Source organism: Rhodococcus sp. 1R11 (assembly GCF_004563845.1).
GTDB lineage: Bacteria > Actinomycetota > Actinomycetes > Mycobacteriales > Mycobacteriaceae > Rhodococcoides.
The window spans coordinates 253,017-267,954 of the sequence record NZ_SPNG01000002.1 but is presented as its reverse complement, the minus strand read 5'-3'; the positions used below and the strand labels follow the sequence as shown (position 1 = coordinate 267,954).

15 protein-coding genes are annotated in these 14,938 nt (G+C 64.4%); 4 read left to right on the top strand and 11 right to left on the bottom strand.

Features of this window, described 5'->3' with window-relative positions; genetic code table 11:
- Positions 1 to 16 precede the first annotated feature (16 nt).
- A complete protein-coding gene (locus E4P29_RS04480; RefSeq protein WP_135042279.1) occupies positions 17 to 811 on the bottom strand; it encodes an ABC transporter permease in 795 nt (264 codons plus the stop codon).
- Positions 808 to 1,722, bottom strand: coding sequence for an ABC transporter ATP-binding protein (locus E4P29_RS04475; protein WP_135042277.1), 915 nt, complete (start codon positions 1,720 to 1,722; stop codon positions 808 to 810). Before E4P29_RS04475 ends, E4P29_RS04480 begins: the two co-directional genes overlap by 4 nt.
- A 122-nt stretch (positions 1,723 to 1,844) precedes the next feature.
- Here E4P29_RS04475 and E4P29_RS04470 point away from each other — a divergent pair, with 122 nt between their 5' ends.
- Positions 1,845 to 3,863 carry a TPM domain-containing protein gene (locus E4P29_RS04470; RefSeq protein ID WP_245154157.1) on the top strand — a complete coding sequence of 673 codons (2,019 nt, stop codon included), beginning with the start codon at positions 1,845 to 1,847 and terminating at the stop codon, positions 3,861 to 3,863.
- A 69-nt stretch (positions 3,864 to 3,932) separates the two neighbouring features.
- Here the strand turns inward: E4P29_RS04470 and E4P29_RS04465 are convergent, their stop codons facing one another.
- Positions 3,933 to 5,318 carry a glycine--tRNA ligase gene (locus tag E4P29_RS04465; protein ID WP_135042275.1) on the bottom strand — a complete coding sequence of 462 codons (1,386 nt, stop codon included), beginning with the start codon at positions 5,316 to 5,318 and terminating at the stop codon, positions 3,933 to 3,935.
- A gap of 281 nt (positions 5,319 to 5,599) precedes the next feature.
- Here E4P29_RS04465 and E4P29_RS04460 point away from each other — a divergent pair, with 281 nt between their 5' ends.
- Positions 5,600 to 5,974: a metalloregulator ArsR/SmtB family transcription factor gene (locus E4P29_RS04460; protein ID WP_048318751.1), complete on the top strand. Its 375-nt coding sequence runs from the start codon at positions 5,600 to 5,602 to the stop codon at positions 5,972 to 5,974.
- A complete protein-coding gene (locus E4P29_RS04455) occupies positions 5,971 to 6,411 on the top strand; it encodes a Fur family transcriptional regulator (RefSeq protein WP_094694950.1) in 441 nt (146 codons plus the stop codon). Before E4P29_RS04460 ends, E4P29_RS04455 begins: the two co-directional genes overlap by 4 nt.
- A gap of 7 nt (positions 6,412 to 6,418) precedes the next feature.
- Here E4P29_RS04455 and E4P29_RS04450 read toward each other — a convergent pair whose 3' ends face one another.
- Genes E4P29_RS04450 through recO form a run of 4 tightly spaced genes read right to left on the bottom strand, consistent with a single transcriptional unit; the run spans position 6,419 to position 9,465 of the window.
- Positions 6,419 to 7,411, bottom strand: a complete 993-nt coding sequence (locus E4P29_RS04450; protein ID WP_135042273.1) for an iron-siderophore ABC transporter substrate-binding protein — start codon at positions 7,409 to 7,411, stop codon at positions 6,419 to 6,421.
- 48 nt (positions 7,412 to 7,459) lie between these two features.
- Positions 7,460 to 7,864 (bottom strand): hypothetical protein, encoded by a 405-nt coding sequence (locus E4P29_RS04445; RefSeq protein WP_135042271.1) that lies wholly within the window; start codon positions 7,862 to 7,864, stop codon positions 7,460 to 7,462.
- A complete protein-coding gene (locus E4P29_RS04440) occupies positions 7,857 to 8,675 on the bottom strand; it encodes an isoprenyl transferase (protein WP_135042269.1) in 819 nt (272 codons plus the stop codon). Before E4P29_RS04440 ends, E4P29_RS04445 begins: the two co-directional genes overlap by 8 nt.
- Positions 8,632 to 9,465, bottom strand: coding sequence for a DNA repair protein RecO (gene recO, locus E4P29_RS04435; protein WP_135042267.1), 834 nt, complete (start codon positions 9,463 to 9,465; stop codon positions 8,632 to 8,634). The genes E4P29_RS04440 and recO overlap by 44 nt, the downstream gene beginning before the upstream one ends.
- A gap of 72 nt (positions 9,466 to 9,537) precedes the next feature.
- Here recO and E4P29_RS04430 point away from each other — a divergent pair, with 72 nt between their 5' ends.
- Entirely contained in the window at positions 9,538 to 10,959 is a 1,422-nt protein-coding gene (locus E4P29_RS04430; RefSeq protein WP_135042265.1) for an amidase, read from the top strand.
- A gap of 18 nt (positions 10,960 to 10,977) precedes the next feature.
- Here E4P29_RS04430 and era read toward each other — a convergent pair whose 3' ends face one another.
- From era to E4P29_RS04410, 4 genes are read right to left on the bottom strand one after another with little or no spacing between them, the layout of a single operon-like run.
- Complete coding sequence (gene era / locus E4P29_RS04425; RefSeq protein ID WP_027497495.1) at positions 10,978 to 11,892, bottom strand: GTPase Era; 915 nt, start codon at positions 11,890 to 11,892, stop codon at positions 10,978 to 10,980.
- Positions 11,893 to 11,908: 16 nt separating this feature from the next.
- Positions 11,909 to 13,231, bottom strand: a complete 1,323-nt coding sequence (locus E4P29_RS04420; RefSeq protein WP_027497496.1) for a hemolysin family protein — start codon at positions 13,229 to 13,231, stop codon at positions 11,909 to 11,911.
- Positions 13,232 to 13,271: 40 nt separating this feature from the next.
- Positions 13,272 to 13,814 (bottom strand): rRNA maturation RNase YbeY, encoded by a 543-nt coding sequence (ybeY, locus tag E4P29_RS04415; RefSeq protein ID WP_032368173.1) that lies wholly within the window; start codon positions 13,812 to 13,814, stop codon positions 13,272 to 13,274.
- Positions 13,815 to 13,867: 53 nt separating this feature from the next.
- Positions 13,868 to 14,911, bottom strand: a complete 1,044-nt coding sequence (locus E4P29_RS04410) for a PhoH family protein (RefSeq protein ID WP_032370242.1) — start codon at positions 14,909 to 14,911, stop codon at positions 13,868 to 13,870.
- Positions 14,912 to 14,938 lie beyond the last annotated feature (27 nt).

Below are 14,938 nucleotides of genomic sequence, written 5' to 3'. Positions count from 1 at the left end.
ATCGGTGGTTTCCGCGTCAGGCACGCTTGGTGTCTTTCCGGAACAGCAGCGCCGCTCCTGCGATGAAGACCACCGCCCACACCACCAGATTCACCACTGCGACGGCGAGGATTCCTGCGTCGGCCGAGGTGAACGGAGCCCGGGCCACGGTCGCCAGACCGTACAGCGGAGTGAACTTCGCCAGCATCGGGAACCAGCCGCTGTCACCGAGCGGGACGAACAATCCGCCGGCCAGGGCAAGGAAGGCCAGCACCGGTCCGAGGATCTGCATGACGTTCTCCGAGGGCAGCAGGTACCCCATGAACAACCCGAATGCGGCGAACACCGCAGATCCGAGCCACGCGATCACTCCGCACGCGAGCCACACCCAGATCGGCATGTCGGCTCCGAAGAATGCCGCGACAACGAAGACCACGACGATCGCTGCAGCACCCATCGTCATGGCGACGAGCATCTTGGTGACGATGTAGGCCACGGGCTTGAGCGGGGTCAATCGCAGCTGCCTGCTCCAGCCCTGAGCGCGTTCGACGGAGACCATCGCTCCCCCACTCGTGGTGGCCAGCATCGCGCCGTAGACGGCCATGCTGATGGCAATGTAGCCGGTGACGTTGCCGTGCGCGAAAGGGTAGTTGGTCCGGTAGTCCGACTGCGTCCCGAAGATGACGAAGAACACCGGGGGCATCACCAACGTGAAGATCAACGTGCGCTTGTTCCTGAACAGTCGACGTATTTCGAGTCCGAGGAACGTGGGCGAAAATCCGCCGTACGCAACGGCTCTGGTAGCGGTGGGGCGGGGCGAGGTCGTGGTCATCGGATACTCCCGGCGAGTTCGGTGTCGGCATCGGTGGTCAGGGCGAGGAAGGCGTCCTCGAGGTTGCGCGAGACGATTTCGAGATCGGTCGCATGTGCGTCGTTGAGCAGGTATCGAGCCACCGCATCGGAATCTCGGCCATGCACGATCACCCGATCGCCGCGAGTTTCGACGCGGTCGACTCCGGGCAGAGCGAGCAACATGGACCGGTCGACGCCGGGCAGCGTGGCGGTGACGGTGCGTCCTGCAGCCAGGTTCTTCACCTCGGCAGCGCTGCCGTCGGCGACGATCTTGCCGTGCCGCACCAGCACGATTCGGTCGGCGTAGGCATCGGCCTCGTCGAGGTAGTGCGTCGCGAACAACACCGTTCTTCCGGTGCTCGCGTCCTGGCGAATGGCATTCCAGAAGTCGCGTCGCCCCTCGACGTCCATGCCGGTGGTCGGCTCGTCCAGCACCAACAAGTCCGGATCGGGCAACAGAGCGAGTGCGAATCGCAGTCGCTGTTGCTGGCCGCCGGAGCATTTCGCCACCCGCCGGTCGCCGATGTCGGCGATGCCTGCCCGCGTCAACACCTCTTTCACGGACCTGGTTCTCGCGAACAGAGCCGCGGTCAGTTCGACGGTTTCGCGGACGGTCAGGTCGCGAAGAAGTCCGCCGGTCTGCATCACCGCCGAGATACGCCCCTGAGCGATGGCGTCGGCCGGAGTGCCGCCGAACACCGAGACCGTCCCGGTGGTGGGTGTGGCCAGCCCGAGCATCATGTCGATGGTCGTGGTCTTTCCGGCACCGTTCGGGCCGAGAAAAGCGACTACCTCGCCCGGCTCGATGGACAGGTCGATTCCGTCCACCGCACGGACCGATCCGTATGTCTTGGTGACGCCTCGCAGTTCGACTGCCTTCGTTGTGGTCATGACAGCTACTCTGCTGCGATCCGAGCCCGACCACCTCGACCGAGCGTCACGATTGCACGATGACAACTGTCATGGATCGACCTGCTCGATTCGGACACGACCCAGCCGGTAGATTTCAGCGCATGGCAGTCCAGCACCGGCGGCATTCCAGCGCCACAGTCCGTAGGTCGGTTCATCGATTCCGTCGCCTCACCGCAACAGGTGCTCTGACCTTGTTCGCTGCGGTTCTCCTCGCCCCCGGTGTCGCCTCCGCCGAGGCACCGTCGCGCCTCGCCACCCAGATCACCGACAACGTGCAGGCTCTCGACCCTGATTCGCTGGCCGAGGTGCAGACTTCCATCGACGACCTCTACGGCAGCAGCCAGCTCAGGCTGTGGGTCACCTACGTCGCGGATTTCGACAACATGTCGGCAACGAACTGGGCCCAGCAGACATATGAACGAAGTGATCTCGGTCAGCGTGACGTCCTGCTCGCAGTGGCGACCGTCGACCGTTCGTACTACCTCGCTGTCAACACCGGGCTCTCGCAGATCACCACGTCCGAACAGGACGACATTCGTGTCAACGACGTCGAACCTGCACTGGGCGAGGAGGATTGGTCGGGAGCGGCCATAGCTGCGGCCGGCGCTCTCGGCGAGGCCTATGCGTCGAGCGGTGGAGGTGGGTCGTCGGCACCGCTGCTGATCGGTGTCGGTGTGTTGGCCGTCGCAGGCGGCGGAGCTGTTGTCTACTCCTCACGGCGCAAGAAGGCTCGAGTGGCCGCCGAGGTGGAAGCGGTGGCGAAGATCGACCCGAGTGACCCGGCAGCATTGGCCCAATTCCCGATCGACGTTCTCGACACCCGCGCCAAGGAAATTCTGATCGAGACCGACAACGCCGTGCGAGCCAGCGAGGAGGAATTGACCTTGGCCCGAGGCGAATTCGGCGATTCGGCAGCCGCTCCGTTCATCACTGCGTACGACAACGCAAAGAAAGCTCTGGCCTCTGCTTTCGAGATCCGTCAGCGGCTCGACGACACCATTCCCGAAACCCCCGATCAGCGACGGGCGATGCTCGTCGAGATCATCTCCTCGTGCGGCCAGGCAGATCGCGAACTCGACTCTCGGGTCGAGGAATTCGACGGATTCCGCGACCTCGTCATGAACGCCGGTTCGCATCTCGACGAGCTCACCCAAGCCATCATCGGCTTGACGGTGCGCATTCCGCAGTCCGAAGCCCTACTCTCTCAGCTGCATTCGGAGTTCTCCGAGTCTGCATTGAAATCGATCGCCGACAACGTCACGATGGCCAAGGATCGAGTTTCCCTGGCCGAGGAGAACATCGAAGCCGGCCGCAAGGCCGCAGCACTGCCGCCCGGAAAGCAGGGCCCGGCCGTGACCGCGATTCGGACCGCGGAACGAGCCGTCGATCAGGCGAAGTCATTGCTCGACGGAGTCGACCACGCCCGCGACGACATACGGCACGCAATAGCCACCCTGCCCGACGCCATCGCGGACGTCCGCCGGGACATCGAGCAGGCTCGCGGACTGGCCGAACACGGCGGTACCGAACTGCAGGCGGCGATGGCTGCGGCACAGACGGCATTGAAGAATGCGGAGACGGCACAGTCGAGCGATCCGCTCGGTAGCTACACCGCCCTTGCCGCAGCAGATTCCGAACTCGAGAAGATCGTCGACGAAGCATCGGCCGAGAAGGCCGCCGAGGATCAGCTGCGGGCGCGTCTGGAACGCGATATTGCGGCTGCTCAGGCGCAAATCACTGCTGCTGCGGACTACATCTCGACGCGCCGCGGCGGCGTGGGTGCCGATGCTCGAACGCGTTTGTCCGAAGCCGAACGGCATCTCGGTGCAGCTCGTCAGCTCGAGCCGGGCAATCCCGACGAGGCTCTCAAGCACGCGCATGCCGCCAGCCAATTGGCCTCGCGCGCGTCGCAGATCGCCCAGTCCGACGTGCAGAACTGGGAAAATCGGCACGGTCCACGCGGCGGCAGTAGCGGCGGCAACGTAGCAGGCGCGGTGCTCGGCGGAATCCTGATCAACAGCGTGCTGCGCGGCGGCGGCGGATTCGGTGGCGGGTTCGGCGGGGGCGGGGGCTTCGGCGGCGGAGGCGGCGGCTTCGGTGGCGGCGGCGGCCGCTTCTGATTCGACCCAGACATGCGACAGGGCCCGATCTCTCACCGAGAGATCGGGCCCTGTGTATTGCCTACAGCCCTACGCGCCGATCAGACGGGCGGCGATGTAGCCCTCGACCTGATCGAGAGCCACGCGCTCCTGTGCCATCGTGTCGCGCTCACGAATGGTGACGGCGTGGTCGTCGAGGGTGTCGAAGTCGACGGTGATGCAGAACGGGGTACCGATCTCGTCCTGACGACGGTAGCGACGGCCGATGGCTCCGGCATCGTCGAATTCCACGTTCCAGTACTGACGCAGTTGCTGCGCAAGATCTTTCGCCTTCGGCGTCAGGTCGGCGTTACGCGAGAGCGGGAGCACCGCGACCTTCACCGGGGCAAGACGACGATCGAGCTTGAGCACGACACGCTTGTCGACGCCGCCCTTGGCGTTGGGGGCCTCGTCCTCTGTGTACGCGTCGACGAGGAACGCCATCAGCGACCGAGTCAAGCCGGCGGCCGGCTCGATGACGTACGGGGTGTACCGGGTGTCGGTGGCCTGCTCGTAGTAGCTCAGGTCCTGGCCCGACGCCTTCGAGTGCACCGTCAGGTCGTAATCGGTGCGGTTCGCGACGCCCTCGAGCTCACCCCAGGCACTGCCCTGGAAGCCGAACTTGTACTCGATGTCCACGGTGCGCTTGGAGTAGTGCGACAGCTTTTCCTTGGCGTGCTCGTAAAGCCGCAGGTTCTCCGGATCGATGCCGAGATCGGTGTACCACTTCATGCGGTAGTCGATCCAGTACTGATGCCACTCGTCGTCCTCACCGGGCTTGACGAAGAATTCCATCTCCATCTGCTCGAACTCGCGGGTGCGGAAGATGAAGTTTCCGGGAGTGATCTCGTTGCGGAAGCTCTTGCCGATCTGGCCGATGCCGAACGGCGGCTTCTTGCGTGAGGTCGTCAGCACGTTGGCGAAGTTGACGAAGATTCCCTGAGCGGTCTCGGGGCGCAGGTAATGCAGCCCCTCTTCGTTGTCTACCGGGCCGAGGAAGGTCTTGAGCAGGCCGGAGAATGCGCGCGGCTCGGTCCACGAACCGGGCTCACCCGTCTCCGGATCGCGGATATCAGCGAGGCCGTTCTCGGGCGGGTGGCCGTGCTTCTCTTCGTAGGCCTCGATGAGGTGATCGGCACGGTAGCGCTTGTGGGTGTGCAGCGACTCGACGAGCGGATCGGAGAACGTCTCGACGTGGCCGGAGGCCTCCCAGACCTGGCGCGGCAGAATCACCGACGAGTCGAGCCCGACGGTGTCGTCGCGGCTGGTGACCATGTTGCGCCACCACTGCTTCTTGATGTTCTCCTTGAGCTCGACGCCGAGCGGACCGTAGTCCCAGGCCGACTTCGTACCGCCGTAGATTTCGCCGCACGGGTAGACGAGACCTCTGCGCTTGGCGAGGTTGGCGACGGTTTCGACCTTGGACTTGGGTGCCACTGGCGGAGCTCTCCATCTTCGGTTACATCGGGTAAGAGGTGACGTGGGCGGTTTTCGCCCTGATCAGACTATCTGGCTCGGTCATCGATTCCGAACAGCGGTCGGGCACCGAAATTGACATGCGCACCTGTGCATATCACAATGAATACGATTTGCAATAACGATGACTGCACTAACCTGAGTTCATGACGTCGACCGTGCAGGGAGAATTCGACAACCGACCGGTGACCGAAGGAGCCGCAGCCATGTCCACGGTGCACACCCACAGAACCGACTCGTCCATGGAGACGGCGGCGCACCTGCAGGATCCGGAACGCCCGGTGCACGACGACCCGTTCGCCGCCGCTCCCCCTGCTTTGCTCCCGCCGAAAGAGACCTTGGCCGCGGCTGGCGACATCCTGCGGGCACTGGCCGCACCGGTTCGGATCGCCATCGTGCTGCAGCTCAGAGAATCCGAGCGCTGCGTTCACGAACTCGTCGTCGCCCTCGGTGTGACGCAGCCGTTGATCAGCCAGCATCTGCGGGTCCTCAAGGCCGCCGGCGTGGTGCGCGGAGAACGCAACGGCCGCGAGGTCCTGTACAGACTGGTCGACGACCATCTCTCCCACATCGTCGTCGACGCGGTGGCTCACGCCGAGGAAGGCCGAAACCTGTGACCGAGAAGACGACCGATACCGCCACTCCGAGACGACCGGTCGTGGTCGGAGTGCGCGCCACCAAGCAACGCAGTGCGATCTCGGATCTGCTCGACACCATCGAGGAGTTCAAGTCCGCACAGGATCTGCACGACGAGCTTCGCAAGCGCGGCGAGGGCATCGGCCTGACGACCGTGTACCGCACACTGCAGACTCTCGCCGACGCAGGAACGGTCGACGTCCTGCGTACCGACAACGGCGAGTCGGTGTATCGCCGCTGTTCGTCCGGCCATCACCATCACCTGGTGTGCCGCTCCTGCGGCTTTACCGTCGAGGTCGAGGGACCCACCGTCGAGAAGTGGTCACAGAGCGTTGCCGAGTCCAACGGCTTCAGCGACGTGAGCCACACGATCGAAATATTCGGCACCTGCAGCCAGTGCAGCACGGCCGGTCACTGAACAGCTGTCACCCCACCGCACCCGCCAGGCGAGGCACTACCGAATCGATGGCGAACGGAATGGACAGCACCGAGTTGTACGTGATCGCCCCACGCTGATCGGTGGACAACGGAACGATGGCGTCGTTGCGGGCGGCTGTCAGTGTTCCGAAGATCGGATTCTCCGCCACGACGTCGATGCCGTCGCCGGTGCCGAGATAGAGCACCACATCGGCGTCGAGCTTCGAGATGTTCTCCGCCGAGACCGGAACGAAGAAGTTGGTGCCGTTGTCCTCGGCCAGAATCGGGTCCGGAATGCCGAAGCCCAACGACGTGACGAACGTACCGCGTGCATCGCCTGGCAAATATGCGCCGAACTGACCGTCGTACGGAAGTACCACGGCGGCAGTCTTACCCGCGAACTCCGGATGTGCGGCTCGCACCTGTTCGAGCGCAGCGGTGGTCTGTGCATTGAGCTCTTTGCCACGTTCGGATTCGCCCATCGCGCGTGCAATGGTGTCGGTGGCCACCTCGCGATCGACGGCGTATGCCGCCGATCCTGCCGGTCGAGCGACGGTCGGGGCGATGTCACTGAGTTGTGCGTAGGTGGCCTCGTCGAAGCCGGCGTTCAGTCCGGTGATCAGGTCCGGTTGCAGAGAGGCGATCAGCTCGAAGTTCGGTTCGGACTCCGAGCCCAGCAGCGTCAGTGGTGCGTCGCCGACCAACTCGTCGGTCCACGGACCGAGTCCGGTCTCGTAGAAGGTGTACCCGGTGTTTCCGACCGGGACGGTTCCGAGCGCGATGACGGCATCGGCGTCGGACACCCCGAGCGTGACTATGCGGGTGGGCTTCTCGGGAACGGTCGTGCTGCCGTAGATGTGGTCGATGACGACCGGGAAGACACCGTCCGCAGACTGGGCCCCACTGTTGTCGGGTTCTGCTGTGGAGCAGGCAGTCGCGGACGCGCCGATTGCCATCACCGCCACCACTGCCGTCAGCATTCTGGACACACGTACCGCCATTGCAACCACCTTCACGTGAGTAAGTAAAGGCTTACCTTAGACGACCGTTCAGGGCAGCAGACCCTCGCGGGCCTTCTCGACCCCGGCGAGCACCAGAATCAACATCGTCAACATCGCTTCGTCGTCCAACCCGTTGGCCGGAAAGGTGTAGCGCAACAACACATCTGCGAGCTTGTCGTGGGTGTTGACCGAAATCGCGCCGAACTGTGAATCGGCGTTGCGGTCGGCTACCTTCTTGTGCAGTGCGGGCTTGAGCGGTCGATCCCAGGCCAGCACCGCGGTGAGCGAGAGAACCTCGAGCTCCGGCGAGAGCTGCACCGCGCGTAGCGAGCACAGCGCACCCGCATAGTCGAACCCCAGAGAGCCTTCCTCACCCACCGTTACAGGGGCGAACTGCGCCAGCGCCAACTGAGCCCGCGTCTGCAAGGTCAGGCCCGATACATCGTCACTCATATTTCACTCCACCGAATCGTCGGTCCCGCGACGCGAATTCGATGCAGGCCTCCCACAGATCTCGACGATCGAAATCGGGGAACAGTTTCTTCTGGAACACGAACTCCGCGTAGGCCGACTGCCACAGCAGGAAATTGGAGGTTCTCTGCTCCCCCGAGGGACGCAGGAACAGATCGACGTCGGGCATGTCCGCCTCGTCGAGGTACTTCGCGACGGTCGCCTCGGTGATCTTCTCCGGGTTGATCTTTCCGGCGGCAACTTGACGCGCAATTTCCCTTGTAGCATCGGCAATTTCGGCTCGCCCGCCGTAGTTGACGCACATGGTCAGCGTCATCACCGTGTTGTGCTTGGTCAGCTCCTCGGCCACTTCGAGTTCCTTGATGACGCTGCCCCACAGTCGCGGTCGCCGACCGGCCCAGCGCACCCGCACACCCATCTCGTTCATCTCGTCACGTCGACGCCGGATCACGTCGCGATTGAAGCCCATCAAGAACTTGACCTCGTCGGGACTGCGCTTCCAGTTCTCCGTCGAGAAAGCGTACGCAGACAACCACTGCACACCGATTTCGATGCAGCCACAGACGGCATCCATCAGTACTGCTTCGCCCTGCTCGTGCCCTGCGGTTCGTGGCAATCCACGATCCTGAGCCCACCGGCCGTTACCGTCCATGACCAGAGCCACGTGACGAGGAATCAGCTCCGGCTGCAAGATCGGCGGCCGCGCACCCGAGGGGTGCGGGTCCGGCGGGCGGACCGCCGACCGTTCGTCAGGCCGGTGTTGCGGCTCGCGTCGTCGGATCACGGTCCCCATCCTGCCCGACGGTGTCGGCGAACACGGAGTCAGGTTGGGCCAGCGGCACCTGGTGTGGGTGCGAGCGCTCGATGAGCGGAAGTGTGCGGAGCTGGCGTTCGAGATGCCACTGCAGATGAGCCGCCACCAGGCCACTGGCCTGCTTTCGGACCGCATCGGAGGTGGTGACGGTGTAGTCCCACTCCCCTCGCTCGAGGGCCACCATCAAATCCAGCACACCGGTCGATGGCGTCGCAGATCCCGGCGGTCGGCAATGCACGCACACAGCGCCACCTGCGGCGACGTGGAACGCTCGGTGCGGCCCCACCGCAGCGCATCGAGCACAGTCCGTCAGTGCGGGAGCCCATCCGGCGAAACCCATCGCACGCAGTAGATACGCGTCGAGTACCAACTCGGGCGGCCGCACGTGCTGCGCGAGGGCACGCAGCGCGCCGACGGTCAGCTGATGCAGGCGCTGCGCGGGGGCGTGTTCTTCACCGGCCAGACGCTCGGCGGTTTCGAGGACTGCGCAGCCGGTGGTGTAGCGGCCGTAATCGGCAACGATGTCCCCGCCGAACGCGTCCACCGTGTGCACCTGGGTGACGATGTCGAGGTTGCGTCCCGGATAGAGCAGGACGTCGATGTGCGCGAACGGCTCGAGCCGTGCGCCGAACTTGGACTTGGTGCGGCGTACCCCCTTGGCCACCGCACGGACGATACCGTTTTCCCTGGTCAGCAACGTGACGATGCGATCGGCCTCACCCAGCTTGTGCTGGCGCAGGACGACTGCGTTGTCACGGTATGGCCTCACGCTCTCCAGTGTCCCACGTGGGCGTCGACGAAGATCGTTCCCGCGCTGACGGTGAGTCGATACTGTGCACACGTGGATTTCCATCGGTCGACACTCGTTGCTCAGGCTGCCGAACTCGCGTCGAGACGCGTCACCTCGGTCGAGGTGGTCACCGCCGCACTGGATCGCATAGAACGCAGTCAACCCACTCTCAACGCGTTCCGGATCGTGCGGCGCGATGCCGCCCTCGCCGAAGCCGCCGAGGCCGATCGGCTGATCGCTGCGGGCTCGTCCGCTCCCCTGCTCGGCGTTCCGATCGCAGTCAAGGACGATGTCGACATCGTCGGCGAACCGACCGCATTCGGCTGCGCCGGCCCGTTTCCGCGTGCCACCGAGGACTCCGAGGTGGTTCGCCGACTGCGTGCAGCAGGGGCGATCATCGTGGGAAAGACCAACAGTCCCGAACTCGGGCAATGGCCGTTCACGGGCGGATCGTTCGGCCACACGAGAAATCCGTGGCACCGAGACCGGACTCCGGGCGGTTCCTCCGGTGGCAGTTCTGCCGCGGTCGCAGCCGAATTGGTCTCTGCCGCTCTCGGTTCCGACGGTGCCGGCTCGGTGCGCATCCCGGCGTCGTGGACCAACCTCGTCGGCATCAAGCCGCAGCGCGGCCGAATTTCCACCTGGCCCGATGCCGAGGCGTTCAACGGCATCACCGTCATCGGACCGCTCGCCCGAACGGTGGCCGACGCCGCCCTGCTGCTCGACGTGGTCTCCGGTGGGCATGACGGCGATCTGCACCGGCCCACTCCGCTGACCGTCTCGGACGCTGTCGGCCGCGACCCCGGTTCCCTGCGCATCGCGTTGAGTCTGCGCAAGCCGTTCATTCCGACACCCGCGGCACTGGATCCCGAGATCACGGCTGCGGCGTACGAGATGGCTGCCGTGCTGCGGTTGCTCGGCCACCGCGTGGTCGTCGACGATCCGGCATACGGAATGTTGTTGGGGCTCAACTTCTTACCGCGGTCGTTGGCCGGGGTCGCGGCCTGGCTCGACCGCCTGCCCGACCCGTCGCTGGCCGACCCACGCACCCGAGCCAACGCGAAGAGCGGACGAGCCCTCGCCGGCGCACCACTGCGGGCGGCCCGCGCGGCAGAGCCACGGATAGCCCGCCGCATCGGCCGGTTCTTCGACGACTACGACATCGTGCTCGCCCCGACGACGGCCACGCCGCCTCCGCGGGTCGACGCCATCGACGGCATCTCCAACGCCGACACCGACCGTGTGATCACCGAGCACTGCCCGTACACGTGGCCGTGGAACGTCCTCGGTTGGCCGAGTGTCAACGTCCCCGCGGGACTGACGAAAGCCGGTCTACCGATCGGTCTGCAGCTGATGGGCCACGAATCCACAGAGCCTCTGCTGGTGTCGGTGGCCGCTCAACTCGAGAACGTACTGCAGTGGCATCGCCGACGCCCCGAGCCGTGGTGGACCCAGGTGAGCGACACCTCGTAGCCTGCTCGTCAGGGCACGTCAGAAACCGAGCTTGCCCATCTGCTTGGGGTCGGTCTGCCAGTCCTTGGCGATCTTGACGTGCAGATCCAGGTAGATGCGGGTACCGAGCAGCTTCTCGATCTGCAGTCGCGACGCGGTGCCCACCTCTTTGAGTCGCGAGCCGCCCTTGCCGATGATGATGGCCTTCTGGCTGGACCGTTCGACGTACAGGATCGCGTGCACATCGAGCATGTTGTCGTGGCCCTCGCGCGGCACGACCTCCTCGATGACCACTGCCAGCGAGTGCGGGAGCTCGTCGCGAACACCTTCGAGCGCTGCCTCGCGGATCAGCTCGGCCATGAGGATTTCCTCCGGCTCGTCCGTCAGCTCCCCGTCGGGATAGAAGGCAGGCCCCGGCGGCAATTCGGAGGCCAGGAGGTCGACGAGCTTCTCGATCTGCTCACCGGACTCGGCCGATACCGGGATCACGTGCGAATTCTCGCCCAGCAACTTCGACAACGACATCAACTGCTGTACGACGCGTTCCTTCTTGACCTTGTCGATCTTGGTCACGATGCCGATCAGGGTGGTCTTCGGCGCGATGTGCCGCACTTGTTCGAGGATCCACCGGTCGCCCGGTCCGATCTTCTCGTCGGCGGGGATGCACAGTCCGATGACGTCGACCTCGGAGTAGGTGTCCTGCACCAGGTCGTTGAGGCGTTGTCCCAGAAGCGTTCTCGGTCGGTGGAGCCCCGGGGTGTCGACGAGGATCAGTTGCGCGTGGTCGCGGTGCACGATGCCGCGGATCGTGTGGCGCGTGGTTTGGGGTCGCGAGGACGTGATGGCGATCTTCGACCCCACCAGTGCATTGGTCAGGGTGGACTTGCCGGTGTTGGGCCGGCCTACGAAACAGACGAATCCGGATCGGAACTCTTCGGTGTGTTGCTCGGACATCGAGCACCTCCAGATTTCAGTGTTGGTGAGTGACGTCCGACGAGTCGTCGTCCTCGGTGGATTCTTCGTCGGGTTCGAGCTTTTCGACCAGCACGGTGGTGATGCGGACGCGGCCCTTCGGGTCGGCTCCGCCCTCGCCGCGCAGCAACAGCCCGTGAGTGGTTACTTCGGAACCGGGCAGCGGCACGCGGCCGAGCTCGTAGCCGAGGAGTCCGCCGACGGTATCGACCTCCTCGGATTCGATGTCGATACCGAAGATTTCACCCAGATCCTCGAGCGGTACCCGCGAGGACACCCGGAACCGTCCGTCTTCGAGTTGCTCGATGGGTGCTACCTCGTCCGAGTCGTATTCGTCGGCGATCTCCCCGACGATCTCCTCGATGACGTCCTCGATGGTCACCAGGCCCGCGATGCCGCCGTACTCGTCGACCAACAACGCCATATGGTTTCGGTCTCGCTGCATCTCGGCGAGAAGACTGTCGAGCGGCTTGGAGTCCGGTACGAACACCGCCGGACGCATCAGTTCGGAGACCTGGACGCCTCGCCCACCGTCGGTGGAGTAATACGTCTGCTGCACAAGGTCTTTGAGGTACACCACGCCGACGATATCGTCCACGTTCTCGCCGATCACCGGGATGCGAGAGTGCCCACTGCGCACGGCCAGCGACGTCGCCTGCCCCGCCGACTTGTCGGATTCGATCCACACCATCTCAGGCCGCGGCACCATGACCTCGCGGGCCGAGGTATCGCCCAGCTCGAACACCGATTGAATCATTCGGCGTTCGTCGTCGGCCACGACTCCGCGCTCGCGAGCCATGTCGACCAGCTCACGTAGCTCGATCTCGGATGCGAACGGGCCGTTGCGAAATCCCTTGCCCGGGGTGATCGCGTTACCGATGAGGATGAGCAGCCTGCTGATCGGCCCGAGGAGCCAGCCGAGGGCGCGCAACGGCAACGCTGCGGCGAGCGCGATCGAGTACGCGTTCTGCCTACCCAGCGTTCTCGGACCGACGCCGATCACGACGTAACTGACCAAAACCATTGCCACAGCGGTGATCACGAGCGCGGTGGTCGAGTCGATCAATTGGGTCAGGCCGCCTGCGAGCAGCACCGTGCCGCCGATTTCGCACAGAATACGAAGCAGCACCATGAGATTGACGTACCGCGGGCGGTCGGCAACCACGACGACGAGGCCGGTGGCACCCGGTCGCTCGTCCTTGACCATGTCTTCGATTCGCGCCCGCGAGACGGTGTTCAGGGCCGAATCGACTGCGGCGAACAAGCCGCCGAGAGGAACCAGCAGAACGGCGAAGACGATGAGTGCGGCAGCACTGCTCACGCGCTAGGACCCCGCACTCCCGCTGGTCCGAACACGCACATCATCGGTCGAGACCGTCGACGAAGCCGGCCTTGCCGAGCAGCCGAGCGTCTCGAACGGCCTGTTCGGCTGCCTGCTCCGCCCGCCTGGCGTCCTCGTACCATTCGGCCAGCAGACGGTTCTGCAGCTCGAACATTTCCTTCTCTTCGTCCGGCTCGGCGTGGTCGTAGCCGAGCAGGTGCAGCACGCCGTGCACGGTGAGCAGCGCGAGCTCGTGTTCGAGCGAATGTCCTGCTGCCGCGGCCTGATCCGCCGCGAAGGACGGGCACAGCACGATGTCTCCCAGCATCGCCGGTCCGGGCTCGGGAGCATCGGGACGACCGCCCGGTTCGAGCTCGTCCATAGGAAACGACATCACGTCGGTGGGGCCGGGCAGATCCATCCAGCGCATGTGCAGATCTGCCATGGTTGCCGAATCCACCAGCACCATGGACAGTTCCGCAGCGGGGTGCACGTCCATGCCTGCGATCGCGAACCGTGCGACCGAGACCAGTTCGGGCTCGGAGATGTCCATCCCCGACTCGTTGGACACTTCGATACTCATCTAGCCACTACCCACGCTCTCGTTGCCTGCATTACCGTTTCCGTACGCCTGAATCATCTTCTCGCCGAACGCGGCCCACCGGCACGGCGTTGCGCGCGGTTCGCGATGACGCCCTCCGATGCGGACTCGAAGCGCTCGTAGGCGTCGACGATTTCCGAGACGAGCCGGTGCCGCACCACGTCACTACTGGTCAGTTGCGCGAAGTGGATGTCGTCCACATCGGTGAGAATCTCCGACGCCGCACGAAGGCCCGAGCGGGCACCGCCGGGTAGGTCGACCTGCGTCACGTCTCCGGTGACGACGATCTTCGATCCGAATCCGAGACGCGTGAGGAACATCTTCATCTGTTCGGCCGTGGTGTTCTGCGCCTCGTCGAGAATGATGAACGCGTCGTTGAGCGTACGGCCACGCATGTAGGCGAGCGGCGCGACCTCGATGACTCCGGCCTGCATCAGCTTGGGAATAGCCTCGTCGTCCATCATGTCGTGCAAGGCGTCGTGCAGTGGACGCAGATACGGGTCGATCTTCTCGTGCAAGGTTCCGGGCAGAAAGCCCAGACGCTCACCCGCCTCCACCGCAGGCCGCGTCAGGATGATGCGGCTGACCTGCTTGGTCTGCAATGCCTGCACTGCCTTGGCCATGGCCAGGTAGGTCTTGCCCGTTCCGGCAGGACCGATTCCGAACACGATCGTGTTGGAATCGATCGCGTCGACGTAGCGCTTCTGGTTCAACGTCTTGGGTCGAATGGTCTTGCCTCGACGCGACAGAATGTCCAGGCTCAGCACCTCGGCGGGAGAATCCGACACCCCCTCGGTGAGCATGGCGATCGACCGGCGCACTGCGTCGGGAGTCAGTGGCTGAGCACGTTTGGCCAATGCCGCCAATTCGGTGATCACCCGCTCGGCCAACGCCACATCGGGCACCTTCCCGGTGAGCGTCACGGCGTTTCCTCGTACGTGGATGTCGGCCGTCAGCATCTGCTCGAGCGCCCGGAGGTTCTCGTCGGACTGTCCCAGCAGCGGCATCACTGCTTCGGGGGCGAGCTCCAAGGTGGACCGAACGTCGCGCTCGGCGGGAAATTCGCTGTGTTCACTCACGTGGTGGCTATGGCCTGCTCTCTTGTT